The organism is Streptomyces sp. NBC_00076 (assembly GCF_045041235.1).
Lineage (GTDB): Bacteria > Actinomycetota > Actinomycetes > Streptomycetales > Streptomycetaceae > Streptomyces.
Genome location: NZ_CP108242.1, coordinates 3963092 through 3977871 on the forward strand (window position 1 = coordinate 3963092; position 14780 = coordinate 3977871).

The window sequence follows — 14780 nt, forward strand, 5'->3', positions numbered from 1 at the left end:
TGGAAGCGAGAACCGAGGACCTGCTGTCCCGGATGACCCTGCCGGAGAAGGCCGGGCAGCTGCTGATGCTCGACGCACAACACGGGGACCTGGTGGACATCGTGTCGACCAAGCTGGCCGGGTCCGTTCTGCATGTGACTCCCGAACGTATGCCCGAGGCCATGGACATGGCCCAGCGGACACGGCTCGGCATTCCCCTGCTCACCGTCGACGACTGCATCCACGGCCACTCGTTCTGGCCGGGTGCGACCATCTTCCCGACCCAGCTGGCCATGGGCTGCACCTGGGATCCCTCCTTGCTCCACCGGGTGGCCCGCGCGGCCGCGACCGAGATCGCGACGACCGGAATCCACGGGACCTTCTCCCCGGTCCTGTGCATCACCCGGGACCTGCGCTGGGGCCGGATCAACGAGACGTTCGGCGAGGACCCGTTCCTGATCGGCGAACTCGGCGCGGCAATGGTGCGCGGCTATCAAGGTGAGGGCCTCAGCGACCCGACAGCCGTGCTGGCGTACGCCAAGCACTTCGCGGGCTACTCCGAAACCCTGGGCGGGCGCGACGCGAGCGAATCCGACCTCAGCCCACGCAAGCTGCGCTCATGGTTCCTGCCCCCGTTCGAGCAAGCCGTTCGGGCCGGCTGCCGCGCCGTCATGCTCGGCTACCAGTCGATCGACGGGGTGCCCATCACCGCGAATCAGTGGCTGATCAGCGACGTGCTCAAGGGCGAGTGGGGCTTCACCGGCACGCTGGTGACCGACTGGGACAACGTCGGCCGGATGGTCTACGACCAGCGCACCTGCGCCGACTACGCCGAGGCATCGGCGGTTGCCATCAACTCCGGGAACGACCTCATCATGGCCACGCCGCAGTTCTTCGAGGGCGCGCAGGAGGCGGTCGCCCGCGGCCTGGTCGACGAGAAACAGATCGATGACGCGGTACGGCGAGTTCTGCGGCTGAAGTTCGAGCTCGGGCTCTTCGAGGACCCCCGCGCCCCCGACCCCGAACGGCAGGCACAGGTGATCGGCTGCCGCGCGCACGCCGACCTCAACCTGGAGACCGCCCGACGCTCCCTGGTGCTGCTGCGCAACGAGGGGATCCTGCCCCTCGACGGCGGGCTGGCCTCGGACGGAACCGGCCGCGCCGCGAGCCAGGGCACGCCGCGGACGATCGCGGTCATAGGCCCCAACGCCGACAGCCCGCAAGCCATGCTCGGCGACTGGGCAGGCGCCACCGGCCAGGTTCCGTGGATGCCCGACGGACATCCACGCGAGACGGTGGAGACGGTGCTCGACGGCCTTCGCGCCGTCGTTCCCGCCGACTGGACCATCACGTACGCCCGCGGAGCCGACATCGCACGCCCCGCCTCCGACTCCGAGTGGTCCCTCGGGCCCGACGGTCAACCGCAGCCGCCCGTTTTCACCCCCGCCCCGGTCGACCAGGCACAACTTCGGGAGGCCACTGCTGCCGCGGAGGCCGCCGACTACGTCGTGGTGGTCGTGGGGGACACCATCGACCTCACCGGGGAGGTGCGCTCCACGGCCACGCTCGACCTCCAAGGAGGCCAGATCGCGCTGCTGGACGCGGTCGCCGCCACCGGCACACCGACGATCGTCGTACTCGTCCAGTCGAAGCCGAGCACCCTCCCGGAGTCGGCACTGAACGCGGCGGCACTCATCGAGGCGTTCAACCCGGGCATGCGCGGCGGCCGCGCCATCGCCGAACTCCTCCTCGGACTCACCGAACCCAGCGGCCGGCTCCCGGTCTCCTTCGCGCGCCACGTCGGACAGCAACCGGTCTTCTACAACCAGGTGCGCGGCCAGCACGGCAACCGCTACGCGGATCTCACCCAGGACCCGCTGTTCGCGTTCGGCGAGGGCCTCACCTACACCACTGTCACCTACTCCGACCTTGTCGTGCAGGAGGAGGACATCCCCTTCGACGGCACCGTCGACGCCACGGTACGACTCACCAACAGCGGCAGCCGCCGGGCCCTGGAAACGGTCCAGGCATACATCAGCGACCTGACGACCAGCGTCACCTGGGCCGAGCAGGAGCTGAAGGGTTTCACCCAGGTCGAAATCCCTCCGGGCGAAAGCCTGGAGGTCAACCTCAGCATCCCTGCCTCGCGGTGCTCACTCGTCACGGCCGACAACCGGCGCGTGGTCGAACCAGGTGAGTTCGCCCTCCGTGTGGGCCCCAACTCACGGCGGGAGCAGCAGCTGCACGCGGTGTTCCGCATCAGGGCCTGAGGACCACCGCCCAGCGCCCCTCGGCACCGCTGGGCGGTGCCCCTGTCTGACATACCGAAAGGCACACGTGTGTCCACCACGCCCGCACCCCGCGATCCGCACTACCCTGTCGCGCACCTGCGCCCGCCTCGTAACTGGATCAACGACCCCAACGGGCTGGTCTTCCACGACGGCCACTACCACGTCTTCTACCAGTACAACCCGTACGGAGCGACCCACGCGAACATGCACTGGGGCCACTTCCGCAGTCCCGACCTGCTGACCTGGGAGCCGCTGCCGATCGCCCTGTCTCCGACCCCCGATGGCGTGGACGCCGACGGCTGCTTCTCCGGCAACGCCGTCTCCGACGGCGACCGTCTCGTCGCCTTCTACTCCGCGCACCGCGAGGACCGCTCACCCCAGCACCAGCCCGTCACCTGCGCCGTCTCCCACGACGACGGCCGGACCTTCAGCCCGCGCACAGAACTGCTCATCCCCGAGCTGCCCGAGGGCTGCACCATGTACCGCGACCCGTACGTCTGGCAGGACGACGACGGCTGGCGGATGCTGGTCGGCGCCGCCCTCGCCGACGGTCGCGCCGCCGCGCTCCTCTACGACTCGCCCGACCTGGAGACCTGGACCTACCGGGGGCCCTTCGCGGCCCGCGAGAAGGAGCCGGTCAGTGACACCAGCCTGAACACCGGCGAAGGCTGGGAATGCCCCCAGTACCTGCCCGCGGCCTCGGGACCCGGCGCCCTCATCTTCAGTGCCTGGAACCTCGACGACGGCCCGCAGGGCGTCGAGGCCCTCATAGGCGAGGAACACGGCGACGTCTTCAAAGCCGGCCCGCCCGTGCTCGTCGACCACGGCCCCGACTGCTATGCACCCGCCCTGCTGCGCGCGCCGGGCAATCGGCGGCTGTTGTGGGGCTGGTCATGGGAAGCCCGCGACGAAGCCTGGGCCGTCGCAGACGGATGGGCCGGCGTTCTCACCCTGCCCCGCGAGATCCATGTCGACGACCACGGCAGGCTTCGACAGCAGCCCGCCACCGAACTGCTCGCCCTGCGTGGCGCGCACATCATCCACGCCGCAGGTGCGACGCACGGCCCGCAGCCGGTGGACCTGGGCACCGTGAGCCGCGCCTTCGACCTGACGGCCTGTCTGGAGCCGACCGGCAACGCCGGTCTGCGGCTGCTCACCACGTCGGACGGCTCCGAGTACCTCGACATCCGCCTCGATGTCGATGCGGGCGAACTGGTCGTCGACCGTGACCACGCCTCACTGGACCCCCGGGCCCGCGGCGGCTCCTACCGGATGCCCTGCCCAGCCGACCGGCCCGTCGACCTGCGCGTGGTCGTCGACCACTCCATCGCCGAAATCTTCCTGACCACCACCGGCCAGGTCCTCACTCTCCGCTTCTACCCAACAGGGCAGGGCGTGTGGCGAGTTCAGGCCCACAGCACGCCGGGTACGCGCCTCAGCTACGCGATCGACGTGTGGGAGCTGCACCCGCTCGTGATCAAGGAGCCGAGCACCGGCGTCGCAGCGTCGGCGCCAACGTCGCCATAGGGGCTGACTCTGCCCCCGATACTCCCCTTTATCTGGCTCGTGGTGGCTGAGAAAGTCGCCTCCCCACCCCGTTCCCGATGTTGGGATCAGTTTGGGCCCGCACCATCTCAACAGCGCCGAAGCAACAGGCGGTGACCGGCGTTCGTCGTCCCTCAGCAGCCCTTCCAACTGAGTGCGGGTCTCGGCCGTCTCGACGTCCGACCCGCTGCGCTTCAGCGTCTCGGAGGGCTGGTCCTGCAACCGAGTGCTCCGGCACGCCACTGGGGCGGGGGCGGGGGGCGGGAGTGGCGCGCCCCGGGCAGGAGTCCGGGGCAACGGGCAGCTGCTCAGATTTCCTCCCGGGGAGGTCGTCGCCGTCGGCCTCCCCGGGGCTGTCGGACTCGTCGTCCGCGGGCGCGGCAAGGCGGGCGCCCCGGCTCTCCGCGATGCGATGAACGTCGCGCAGCGCCTCGACCATGCGCGCCGCCAGGAAACGAAGCTGCACGGGCGTGGCCCTGCGGTCGGCGAGCATGTCGGCGGCGTGATCCAGGAGTTCGCCCGCCATACCGAGCTGCACCCTCTCGACGGTGTCCGCGACCCGGGAGGGGTGCCCGGTCCCGTCGCCGACGAGATAGCAGGGCTTGCCCTCGGGGCCGGTCCACGGCAGAAGACGCGTCGTCCTGTCCTGACCACCGATCACGCGGTCACCTCCACACCGTGGATGACTCGCGGGCCGATGTCGATGCCGTGCACGGCGAACCACAGCGCCCGTGATGACGCGTTCGCACATCGCCCACATCGAAGCGGGCCGCCGCATCCCCTCCAAGGAGGACGCGCGACGCCTGGACGCGGCTCTGAACACGGGCGACATGCTGAGCAGCTCCCTGAGGCGGAGGACGTCGCGGTCGCGGACTACTTCGAGGCGGCCCGTCAGCTCGAACAACAGGCGGTGATGATCCGGGAGTTCGCCCTGTCGTTCGTCCCCAGCGTCCTCCAGACAAGGGCGTACGCGTGTGCGGTTCTGGGACGTCGTTCCCTCCGGTGAGTGAAGAGGAATGTGACAGACGCCTTGTCACACGCCTTGAGCGCGCGAAGATCCTGGACGATCCGGTGACGCCGGTGGTTTGGGCGCTGCTGGACGAGGCGGTGCTGCGGCGGGTTGTGGGTGGATCCTCACGTGGTTCAACGACCAGCCGCCCGTGGCGTACAGCGAGGGCCTACGCATGGGGAAGCTGCACGACTCTCCGTCCATCGTGCAGGAGTTGCAGGGCCGCTACGACCTCGCGATGAGCGACGCGCTGCCGCTGAAGGAGTCAGTGGCCCTGCTGAGGGCCACAGCGAAGGACTACGGACACCATGACTGACCCGATATTCCCGGACACCGCGACACTGCGGGTGTGGCGGAAGTCCTCTTACAGCAACAGCGACGGGGGCAGCTGCCTCGAAGTCCGCGACGGCCACCCCTCGGGCGTCCCCGTCCGTGACTCCAAGTCCCCGCACGGGCCCGCCCTGGTCTTCTCGCCAGGCGGGTGGTCGCACTTCGTCGCGGCCGTCAAGTACGGGACGTTCCAGGCCTGATCAGCATCCACAGCCCGCCCCAAGGCAAGGCACAGTCCGTGCCCATGCGGCGTATGCATCGTGCACGGGTGACCTCAGCCACCGATCCCCGCCCCCACCCCACCGTGACCCCCGACCTGCCGCCCCCGGCCCCGCCCGCGGCGCCACCGGAGACGGCGCCTCGCTGGTCGCTCCCCGCACTGGTCGCGATCATGATCCTGGCCGCGGCGCTCTACTCCTGGAACCTGTCCGGATCGAGCCTGAACAGCTTCTACAGTGCCGCCGTGCTGAGCGGCACGCAGAGCTGGAAGGCCTGGTTCTTCGGCTCGCTGGACGCCGGCAACTTCCTCACCGTCGACAAGCCGCCCTTCGCGCTGATGGTCATGGGCCTGTCGTGCCGGATCCTCGGGTACGGCACCTGGCAGATGATGGCGCCGATGGTCGCGTCCGCGCTCGGCACGATCTGGATCCTGCACTCCTCCGTGAAGCGGGTGTTCGGTCACGCGGCGGCGGCCGTCGCCGCGCTGGTCCTCGCGCTGACCCCGATCACGGTCGCCATCAACCGTGACAACAACCCCGACACGCTGCTCGTGCTGCTGATGGTCGGCGGCGCGGCGCTCGCGCTGCGGGCCGTCCGTACCGACAGGCTGCTGCCGCTGATCGGCTCCGCGGTGTGCTTCGGGCTCGCGTTCAACACCAAGATGCTCCAGGGCTACATCGCACTGCCCGCCGTCTTCGCCGTGTACGTGTTCGCGTCACGGCTCGGCTGGAGGAAGAAGGCGGTGAACCTGGTTCTCGCCGCCGTGGCCCTGGCCGTCTCCAGCTTCTGGTGGGCGGCGGCCGTGTCGCTGGTGCCCGCCTCCGAGCGGCCGTACATCGGCGGCTCGACGGACGGCACCGCCTGGAACCTGATCATGGGCTACAACGGTCTGGGCCGGATCTTCGGCGGCGAGGGCAACGGCGGGGGCGGTGGCGGCGGAGGCGGCGGCTTCTCCGGTACGGCGGGCCTCGGGCGTCTCTTCAACGACATCCTCGGCGGCCAGATCTCCTGGCTGATCCCCTTCGCGGCGATCGCCTGCGTCGGCGGCCTGGTCCTGTGCGGCCGTGCCCCGCGCACCGACCCGACCCGGGCCGCGCTGGTCATGTGGGGCGGCTGGACCGCGCTGCACTACCTGACGTTCGCGATGGCCGAGGGCACCATGCACCCGTACTACACAACCGCGTTGGCGCCCGGTATCGCGGCGCTGTGCGGCGGCGGAGGCGCGCTGCTGCTGCGCGCCTTCCGTGCCGACAGGCGCTGGGCGTGGGTGCTGCCGGCCGCCCTGGCGGTCACGGCGGTGTGGGCCGCCGTGCTCCTGCGCCGGGCCTCCGGCTGGAACACCTGGCTGTGGCCGACGATCACGGTGGTCATGGCGCTGGCGATCGCGGGCCTGCTGGTCTTCCGCTCCGGCACCCGGGTACGGCTGCTGGCGGCCTCGGTGGTCGCGGCGATCGTCGCCGCGGTGGCGGGCCCGGCCGCGTACGCCTGGTCGGTACCGTCCGGCTCGGTCGGCGGAGGGGGCATGGGCGGGGGGACGAACCCGACGGCCGGGCCTTCTACGGGGAGCGGCTTCGGCGGTCCCGGTGGGGGCGGCGGCGGCCGGGGCGGCTTCGGCGGCGGTGAGTTGCCGGGCGGCACGCAACAGGGCGGCCGGGCAGACGGACAGACCGGCCAGGAGGGCGGCGGGCCCGGCGGCGGCCAGATGACGCCCGGTGGCGGCAACGGCGAACTGCCGGGCGCGGCGGGGGGCGCGGGCCAGGCTCCCGGCGGTGCCGGTGAGATGGGCGGTACGCCGCCGGGTGCCACCGGCGAGAACGGCGGTACGGCGGCCGAGGGCGGCACCGGCGGTCAGCCCGGCGGCATGGGCGGCGGGGGCATGGGCGGTATGGGCGGCGGCGCGAGCAGCGAGCTCGTCTCGTACCTGAAGAAGCACCAGGACGGCGCCAAGTGGCTGCTGGCGGTGTCCAGTTCACAGAGCGCCGCGCAGCTCATCCTCAGCAGCGGTGAACCCGTCATCTCCATGTGGGGCTGGTCCGGCAGCGACAACGCGATGACCCTCGCCAAGCTCAAGGACCTGGTGAAGAAGGGCGAGCTGCACTACATCCAGGTCGGCGGCGGCGGCATGGGCGGCGGCCCCGGCGGAGGCTCCGACCTCAGCTCCGAGGTCACGGCGTGGGTGCAGAAGAACGGGACGGCGGTGAAGGAGAGCGCGTACAGCGCCGGCTCGACGTCGGAGTCGGAGTCCAACTCCTCGTCCCAGGCCAACTCCCCGTCCCAGTCCAGCTCCTCGTCGCAGTCGAGCCAGTCGACGGTCTACCGCCTGGACGCCTCGGACGTCAGCTGACCGACACAGCCCCACCGTCCCCGGCGTCCCCACCGTCCCGGACTCCCCAACGCCCTCTGGTCTTCCGGTCAGAGGGCGTTTTGACATGTCAACTCGCGTAGACAAAGGGCAGATTGTCGGATCCGGTCACCTGTTGGACACGTCCGATTCATGGACAGGAACGCATGTCCATGTCACGCTCCCGATTACCCGCTCCACTCAACCCGCGTAGAACGGACACCCCCATGCCCGTGGCCCCCATACGCACGCGCCGCTGGAAGCCCCTGGCGCTCGCCGTCTCCACCGTCATGATCAGCCTCGCCGCCCCCGCGCTGACCGCGACCCCCGCCGCGGCCACGACGACCGCGTACGACTCGACGTACTACAAGAACGCGATCGGCAAGACGGGGACGAGCCTCAAGTCCTCCCTGCACACCATCATCAGCAGCCAGACGAAGATCTCGTACTCCGCGGTCTGGAACGCCCTCAAGGCCACCGACCAGGACCCGAACAACAGCAGCAACGTGATCCTGCTGTACAGCGGTGTCTCGCGCAGCAAGTCCCTCAACGGCGGCGACACCGGCGACTGGAACCGCGAGCACACCTGGGCCAAGTCCCACGGCGACTTCGGCGAGGTGACCGGTCCCGGCACCGACCTGCACCACCTGCGCCCGGCTGATGTCCAGGTCAACAGCATCCGTGGCAACAAGGACTTCGACAACGGCGGCAGCGCGGTCAGCGGCGGGGGCGGCAGCCTCACCGACTCCGACTCGTTCGAGCCGCGTGACGCGGACAAGGGCGACGTGGCCCGCATGATCCTGTACATGGCCGTGCGGTACGAGGGTGACGACAGCTTCGCCGACCTCGAGCCCAACGAGAAGGTCAACAACGGCAGCAACCCGTACATGGGCAAGCTCTCCGTGCTCAAGCAGTGGAGCGACGAGGACCCGCCGAGCGCCTTCGAGGAGAAGCGCAACCAGGTCATCTACGACACGTACCAGCACAACCGCAACCCGTTCATCGACCACCCGGAGTGGGTCGAGGCGATCTGGTAGGAGCGGCGTGCGAGAGTGCCTGCCGGATCAGCTCGGCCGCGCGAGAGCCTGAGTCAGTCGGGAGACGGCGGCCGGATCCGGCAGGCCACGCAGGGAGGCGACGACCTGTCCGCTCGCGAACTCGCGCTGTGCGGCGGTCACGGTCGGGTCGAACGCGCACTCGGCCTGTACACGGACGTAGTTCAGGGCCGTCGCGAAGAGCATCGAGAACGAGCCCACGCCCTGGATGACACCGGGGCCGCCGGCCTCCCGGTACGCCCGCACCAACCGCCGTGCGGAATCGGCACGGAAGTCGTTGCCGCCCGCCCATACGTACACGGCACGCGCGAGCTCGCGTTCCGCCGAGACGGTGCCGGCGTTGTCCCAGTCGAGGAGCACCGGCCCGGCCGGACCGACCAGCACGTTCTGGGGCTGCATGTCGAGATGTGACGTCACCAGGCCGTGCGGGTCGGACGGGGTGACGTGCTGCGCGAGCTCCACCGCCGAGGTGGCGACGAACCGGCCGAGCGCGTCCGACCAGGGCACGCCGACCCGGCCGGTCTCCTGGTGCAGTTTCTCCCAGTCGGCTTCGCCGGGGCACTCCTCGTACCAGGCGTCCGGTGTCTCGTCGGCGCCCTCGCCGGCCCGGTGGAGCAGGGCCAGGGTCCGTCCGCACCAGCTCAGGATCTCCGGATCGGTGGGGTCCGCCTTGGCGCCGTCGACCCAGTCGTACAGCTTCACGTGGGACCCGCCCAGCGCGGGGGCGAGCCGGGTGACGTGTGCGCCGCCGCGATTCGGCAGCAGCCGTGGCGAGGCGATCCCCAGCCGCTCCGCGGCGTCGCGCAGGGCCGCCTCCCGGGCGACCTGTCCCTGGTCACAGCCGAACAGCAACTCCTTTACCGCCCAGGAGGATTCGTTCCCGGCCAGCTTCCAGATCTGCCCGAGCGCGCCCCGGGTGACGGGTATCACCGTCCATGGCCCCGCGCCCAGCCCGTAGGTGTCCGCTATGAAGTCGGCTGCGCTCTGCATACGAGGGCCTCTCTGGCTGCGACGTCCGTGTCCCGGCGCCGCATGGTCAGGCGGCACATGGTCAGGCCACAGGATTACACCTCAGTTCACTTGAGATGCCTCGGCGCGAACATCCGCAGCACCGCTTGCCGGCCGACCCGCACCCGAAGAACAACTCCTAGGCTTGTGGTGACGCGTGGCCGAGAGGTGCGTCGCTTCCGCCGTCGACGAGGTTCGCCTGGGCCTTGCTGCCGTGGAAGTCGCGGGAGCGCTGTGCGGTGCCGAAGTCTCCGTAGGGATAGCCGCCGTGCCGCGGTGCGCTGACGGTGTCGAGGGCTGCGGTGGTGTCGGCGTCGAGGTGCAGCTCGGCCGCACCGAGGTTTTCGGTGAGGTGGGTGAGGGTGCGCGCGCCGACGACGGGAGCGGCGACGGAGGGCTGGTCGGCTGTCCAGGCCAGGGCGACCTGGCTGGGCGTGTGGCCGGTCTCGCGGGCGATGCGGACGACCGTGTCGATGGTGTGCCAGTTGCGGTCGGAGGCGGCGTACTCGGCGGAGACCCACTGGTAGAGCTCGTCGTCGGAGCCGGCACGGGTGTCGGGGGCGGGGGTGCTGCCGCGCTGGTACTTGCCGGTGAGGAAGCCGCCGGCGAGCGGGGACCAGGGCAGCAGGGAGACGTTGTTGTGCGATGCGGCGGGGATGACTTCGTATTCGCTTTCCCGGGAGAGCAGGCTGTACTGCTGCTGGAGCGTCACGGGCACGTGGATGCCCATCCGCTGTGCGGTGGAGAGGGTGAGCTGGAGCTGCCAGCCGGCGAAGTTGGACAGCCCCACATAGTTGACCTTCCCGGAGTGGACGGCGTCGTCGAGGAAGGCCAGCGTCTCCTCGATCGGCGTCAGGGGATCCCAGGCGTGGATCTGGTACAGGTCGACGTGGTCGCGTCCCAGGCGGCGCAGGGATCCGTCCAGTGACCGGCGCAGCTGTCGGCGTGTGGAGCCGAGGCTGTTGACGTCGGTGCCGGTGCCGTAGCGGCCCTTGGTGGCCAGGACGACGCGGTCGGTGACGTCGCTGGGGCGGCCGGCGAACCAGCGGCCGATGATCTCTTCGCTGCGTCCGCCGCCGTAGACGTTGGAGGTGTCGACCAGGTTGCCGCCTGCTTCCACGAACGCGTCAAGGAGCGCGAACGCCTCGTCCTCCGGGGTGTGGACGCCGAAGTACATGGCGCCGAAGGCGATGCGGGAGACGGCGGTTCCGGTGGTGCCGAGCTTGCGGTACTCCATGGTGCTCCTTGCGTTGTGCGGCGTGGTTGTGCGGCGTAGTTGTGCGGCTCACGCCGCGGTGGGGGGAGAGCTGCGGCGGGCTTGGGACGACCTGGACGGTTCGTGGCATCGGCCCGAGGCGGCGATCGGCTTCTGCGGATCGTGGTGCTCCCCGGGCCGCTCAGTGGTGCCGTGGGTGCGCGGTGAGGGCATCGCGGTTGATGGTTCCGCGCTGCAGTTTCGCGTCGTGGGGTGTGTTGAATCCGGCGTTGGTGATGAACAGTTGATTGCCGCGTACCGCGGTGGTGGTGGGTGAGGCGAGTCCGTCGTCGACGGTCAGGGCGGTCTCGGTGGTCCCGTTCGGGTGCACGACGCTGACCCGGTCGGTCGTGTCGTTCTGCGCGGCGAAGACAGTGTCGGAGTGGTCGTCGAGGAAGGAGAAGTCGTCGACGTCGGGGAGGTTGTCGGCGACGGCGTGGATGGGGCCGGGGGTTCCGTGGGCGCCGACCGGGATCCTCAGCAGCGTGCCCTGGTTGAAGTTGCTCACCCATACGGCGCCCTTGTGGAAGCGGACGCCGTTCACGCCCAGCTTCAGGGATGCCTTGGGGGCGGGTGCGAGCTCCGGACCGGTCAGCCAGGCCCTCGCCGCACCGCCGGAAGCGGGCACGGCCCACACCGTGCCGTTGCCGCTGTCGGCGGCGTAGAGGGTACGGCCGGCCGGGTCGATGGCCAGGCCGTTGGGCAGGCCGTCGGCGGGCAGGGCGGCCAGACGCTGGGGGCGGCCGTGCGGGGGCAGCTTCCAGGTACCGGCCCGGGAGGCGTCGTCGGAGGTCACGTTGTAGTAGACGGTGCCGTCGCGGCCGCGGGTGTTGCCGGTGATCTGATCGCCCTGGTGCCCGCCGACGAGGGTGGTGCGCTGCCCGGACGAGGTGATGCGCACGAGCTTCGGCGGCTTGTTCGCGGGGACGCCCAGCATGGACACGGTCAGGGAGCCGTCCGGGTTGACGGTGATGTTCTCGGGTGAGTCGCCGGAGGCGAAGTCGAACGCGGCCGCGGTCTTCACCTGGGTGATGACCGGCTGCGTACGGTCTTCTCCGGTGGCGGCGGACGCCAAGGGATTCGAGACGAGAACGGCCGCGAGAGCGGGGATCGCCGCGGCGTGAGTGAAGCGAATGCGCAAGGTGGTGCTTCCTGTGAAAGCGGCTGGAGGACGACGGAGTTGGTGCCGTACGTCTCCGGACCGAGCGGCGCCCCGGCCGACCGCCTGGTGGCCGGGGAGGGGACTGCGGGTGGGGACTACGGGAGTGAGGCGCGGCGCGGCATCAGGTGTCAGTTCTGCCGTCAGCTCCGCGCTGATTCCGCCTTGCGGTGGGAGGCGGCCAGCAGGCCAAGCGGCAGCAGGGCCGCCAGGGCGAAGGCGAAGCCGGCCAGCGACGGGCCCTGGAGGCCCAGGCCGGAGGTCAGGGCGACGCCGCCGAGCCAGGAACCCGTGGCGATCCCGACCTGGAACGCGGACGTGGCCAGGGCCATGGGCAGGGACCGGCCGGCTCCGGCGATACGGACCACCTCACCGACCACGACAGGGTTGTTGGCGAAGCCGGCTCCGCCGAGCAGCACGACCAGGACCACGGCCACGACGCTGTTGGTCGCCCACAGGGTGATGGCGGCCAGGAGCGCGGCGGTGACAGCGGTGGCCGGGATCAGGGTGGCGTAAGGCCGGCGGTCGCCTAGGCGTCCACCGACCGTGGTGCCGGCCAGGGCGCCGATGCCGAAGCCGAGCATCGCCAGCGGCACCACGCCCGTCGCGAGCCCGGCCCGGTCGGTCAGCAGCGGGGCGACGTAGCTGTAGGCGGCCATGATGCCGGCCTGGATGAGCGCGATGGCCAGGTAGACCAGCCACAAGCGCGGATGCTTGAGCGCGGCCGTCTCGGCGCGCAGGGAGGTGTCGGCACGCGTGGTGTCGGCGGGCAGTTGGCGGGCCACCACGGCGGCGGCCGCCACGGCGAGAGCGGCGAGCATCCAGAAGGGGGCCTGCCAGCCGCCCAGTTGGCCGGCCGCCGTCCCGAGCGGGACGCCGACGATGTTGGCAAGGGTGATGCCGCCGACCATCACACCCATGGCACGGGTGCTGGCGGCCGGTCCCGCGGCGGCGGTCGCCACCACCGCGCCCACGGCCCAGAAGGTGCCGTTGCCCAGCGCGGCGGCGAACCGGCCGACGAGCGCGAGCCCCAGGTTGGAGCTGAGCGCACTGACGACGTGGCCCGCGGCGAAGACCAGCAGCGCGGCGACCAGGGCCGAGCGACGCGGCAGGCGCTGGGTCGCCAGGGACATCACGGGCGCGCCGATCATCATGCCGACGGCGAAGGCGGTGATCAGCGTCCCGGCGCTGGAGACACTGACATCGAGGGCGCCGGAAATCTGCGGCAGCAGGCCGGAGACGACGAACTCGCTGGTGCCCATGAGGAAGGCGATGGCACCCAGCAACCACACCACCGGCGGCAATGTGACCTTCCCGGCAGGCGCTGCCGTGCCGTCGTCACCCGTGAACGGTGCGGCGGCCGAGGTGTCCGGCTTCGTGGACGAGGGGGAACTCACTGACGATCCTTTCAAGAGCCGGCGCGTGCCCCTGTCATCCGAAGGCGTTCCGGAGCAAGGTGGCATGCGCGCCGAAGGGGGTGCGGGCGGAGCACTTCAGGCCCGCCGCAATCCACGAAACCAAGAGCCGAGCCCGGCAGACAGTCACGCTTGTGAGGATTAACAGCAGGGACCCCCTCCTGCCGGGAGCGTGAGTGAATGCGGGCGGCGCTGGGGAGGGGAGTCCCGGAGGGACCGGCTCAGGTCAGCGCTCAGGGTCGGCCTGAGAGGCGGCCGCGTCCCGGTTCCGGCTCGCTGCCCAGCCGGCCAGCAGCTTCAGGGCGTCCGCGGCCGGGGTGCCGGGGTCGGCGCTGTACACGGTGATGGACAGCCCCTCGTCGCCGGGCAGGTCCAGCGTCTCGTGGACCAGCTCCATGCCGCCCACCGCCGGATGGTGAAACCGCTTGGTTCCCTCGGTGAAGACGTGCACGTCGTGCGCGCCCCACAGGGTGCGGAAGGCGTCGCTGCGGGTGGACAGTTCACCGATCAGGTTGGACAGCTCACGGTCGTAGGGGTTCTTGGCGACCTCGACACGCAGCACCCCGACTCCGTCACGGGCCACGCGTTCCCAGTCGGGGTACAGCCGCGTGGCCCGCGGGTCGAGGAAGACGAACCGGCAGGTGTTCACCGGCTCCACCTCGAACACCTCGCTGTGCAGAGCGCGGGCGAGCGGATTGGCCGCCAGGATGTCCATACGGTTGTTGCGCACGTAGGCCGGCTGGTCGTGCAGACCCTCGACGATACGCAGCACGCTGGGCCGCACGGTGGCCTTCTTCGGGCGGCGCCGGACCCGGGCCCCACTGGTGTTGGCCGCCCGGGCCAGGGCGTGGAGGTGATCCCGCTCGGTGGCGTCCAGCCGCAGGGCCTGGGCGACGGCGTCCAGGACGCTGTCGGAGACCCCGGTGAGGTTGCCGCGCTCCAGACGCGTGTAGTACTCGACGCTCATCCCGGCCAGCATCGCGACCTCACCGCGGCGCAGCCCTGGCACCCGCCGCTGCCCGTACACCGGCATGCCCGCCTGCTCCGGTGTGATCTTGGCGCGGCGGGACTTGAGGAATGCGCTGACTTCGGCCCGGTTGTCCATGGATCCCAGCGTAGGAAGGCGAGGCGATCAGTGGGGGTCCCTGTCAGTACCCCTCACAGCAGGGACTCC

General features: G+C 70.5%; 10 protein-coding genes and 2 pseudogenes. 6 read left to right on the forward strand and 6 right to left on the reverse strand.

The window, feature by feature from the left end:
• Nucleotides 1-32: 32 nt before the first annotated feature.
• Nucleotides 33-2249 (forward strand): glycoside hydrolase family 3 N-terminal domain-containing protein, encoded by a 2217-nt coding sequence (locus tag OHA64_RS17960; protein WP_405624010.1) that lies wholly within the window; start codon nucleotides 33-35, stop codon nucleotides 2247-2249.
• Nucleotides 2250-2318: 69 nt separating this feature from the next.
• Nucleotides 2319-3797, forward strand: a complete 1479-nt coding sequence (locus tag OHA64_RS17965) for a glycoside hydrolase family 32 protein (protein ID WP_405614147.1) — start codon at nucleotides 2319-2321, stop codon at nucleotides 3795-3797.
• Between the two features lie 391 nt (nucleotides 3798-4188).
• Here the strand turns inward: OHA64_RS17965 and OHA64_RS17970 are convergent.
• Nucleotides 4189-4476 (reverse strand): annotated as a pseudogene (locus OHA64_RS17970) (hypothetical protein); the annotation flags it as partial.
• Between the two features lie 73 nt (nucleotides 4477-4549).
• Between OHA64_RS17970 and OHA64_RS17975 the strand changes: the two are divergent.
• The 4 genes and pseudogenes from OHA64_RS17975 to OHA64_RS17990 all read left to right on the forward strand — a co-directional run bounded on the left by OHA64_RS17975 (nucleotide 4550) and on the right by OHA64_RS17990 (nucleotide 8751).
• Nucleotides 4550-5140: pseudogene (locus tag OHA64_RS17975) on the forward strand (Scr1 family TA system antitoxin-like transcriptional regulator).
• On the forward strand, nucleotides 5133-5354 hold the full coding sequence (locus tag OHA64_RS17980) for a DUF397 domain-containing protein (RefSeq protein ID WP_405614149.1): 222 nt from the start codon (nucleotides 5133-5135) through the stop codon (nucleotides 5352-5354). The pseudogene OHA64_RS17975 and the gene OHA64_RS17980 overlap by 8 nt, the downstream one beginning before the upstream one ends.
• A 68-nt stretch (nucleotides 5355-5422) precedes the next feature.
• Nucleotides 5423-7717, forward strand: coding sequence for an ArnT family glycosyltransferase (locus OHA64_RS17985; RefSeq protein ID WP_405614151.1), 2295 nt, complete (start codon nucleotides 5423-5425; stop codon nucleotides 7715-7717).
• 224 nt (nucleotides 7718-7941) lie between these two features.
• Entirely contained in the window at nucleotides 7942-8751 is an 810-nt protein-coding gene (locus OHA64_RS17990; RefSeq protein ID WP_405614153.1) for an endonuclease I family protein, read from the forward strand.
• 27 nt (nucleotides 8752-8778) lie between these two features.
• On the opposite strand, the gene OHA64_RS17995 is transcribed toward OHA64_RS17990, so the two are convergent.
• From OHA64_RS17995 to OHA64_RS18015, 5 genes are all read right to left on the reverse strand, one after another.
• Nucleotides 8779-9759, reverse strand: a complete 981-nt coding sequence (locus tag OHA64_RS17995) for a phosphotransferase enzyme family protein (protein WP_405614155.1) — start codon at nucleotides 9757-9759, stop codon at nucleotides 8779-8781.
• Nucleotides 9760-9916: 157 nt separating this feature from the next.
• Nucleotides 9917-11014 (reverse strand): aldo/keto reductase, encoded by a 1098-nt coding sequence (locus OHA64_RS18000; RefSeq protein ID WP_405614157.1) that lies wholly within the window; start codon nucleotides 11012-11014, stop codon nucleotides 9917-9919.
• Between the two features lie 160 nt (nucleotides 11015-11174).
• Nucleotides 11175-12173 (reverse strand): hypothetical protein, encoded by a 999-nt coding sequence (locus tag OHA64_RS18005; protein ID WP_405614159.1) that lies wholly within the window; start codon nucleotides 12171-12173, stop codon nucleotides 11175-11177.
• A gap of 161 nt (nucleotides 12174-12334) precedes the next feature.
• Nucleotides 12335-13588, reverse strand: coding sequence for an MFS transporter (locus OHA64_RS18010; RefSeq protein WP_405614161.1), 1254 nt, complete (start codon nucleotides 13586-13588; stop codon nucleotides 12335-12337).
• A 244-nt stretch (nucleotides 13589-13832) separates the two neighbouring features.
• The gene (locus OHA64_RS18015) at nucleotides 13833-14711 is read right to left on the reverse strand and encodes a helix-turn-helix transcriptional regulator (protein ID WP_405614163.1); all 879 of its coding nucleotides are present in this window, start codon (nucleotides 14709-14711) and stop codon (nucleotides 13833-13835) included.
• Nucleotides 14712-14780: the final 69 nt, after the last annotated feature.

Coding starts and splice junctions, on each gene's coding strand:
- OHA64_RS18000 (WP_405614157.1), bottom strand. CDS start 11,014: ATGGAGTACCGCAAGCTCGGCACCACCGGAACCGCCGTCTCCCGCATC.
- OHA64_RS17960 (WP_405624010.1), top strand. CDS start 33: ATGACCCTGCCGGAGAAGGCCGGGCAGCTGCTGATGCTCGACGCACAA.
- OHA64_RS17980 (WP_405614149.1), top strand. CDS start 5,133: ATGACTGACCCGATATTCCCGGACACCGCGACACTGCGGGTGTGGCGG.
- OHA64_RS18015 (WP_405614163.1), bottom strand. CDS start 14,711: ATGGACAACCGGGCCGAAGTCAGCGCATTCCTCAAGTCCCGCCGCGCC.
- OHA64_RS17995 (WP_405614155.1), bottom strand. CDS start 9,759: ATGCAGAGCGCAGCCGACTTCATAGCGGACACCTACGGGCTGGGCGCG.
- OHA64_RS17990 (WP_405614153.1), top strand. CDS start 7,942: ATGCCCGTGGCCCCCATACGCACGCGCCGCTGGAAGCCCCTGGCGCTC.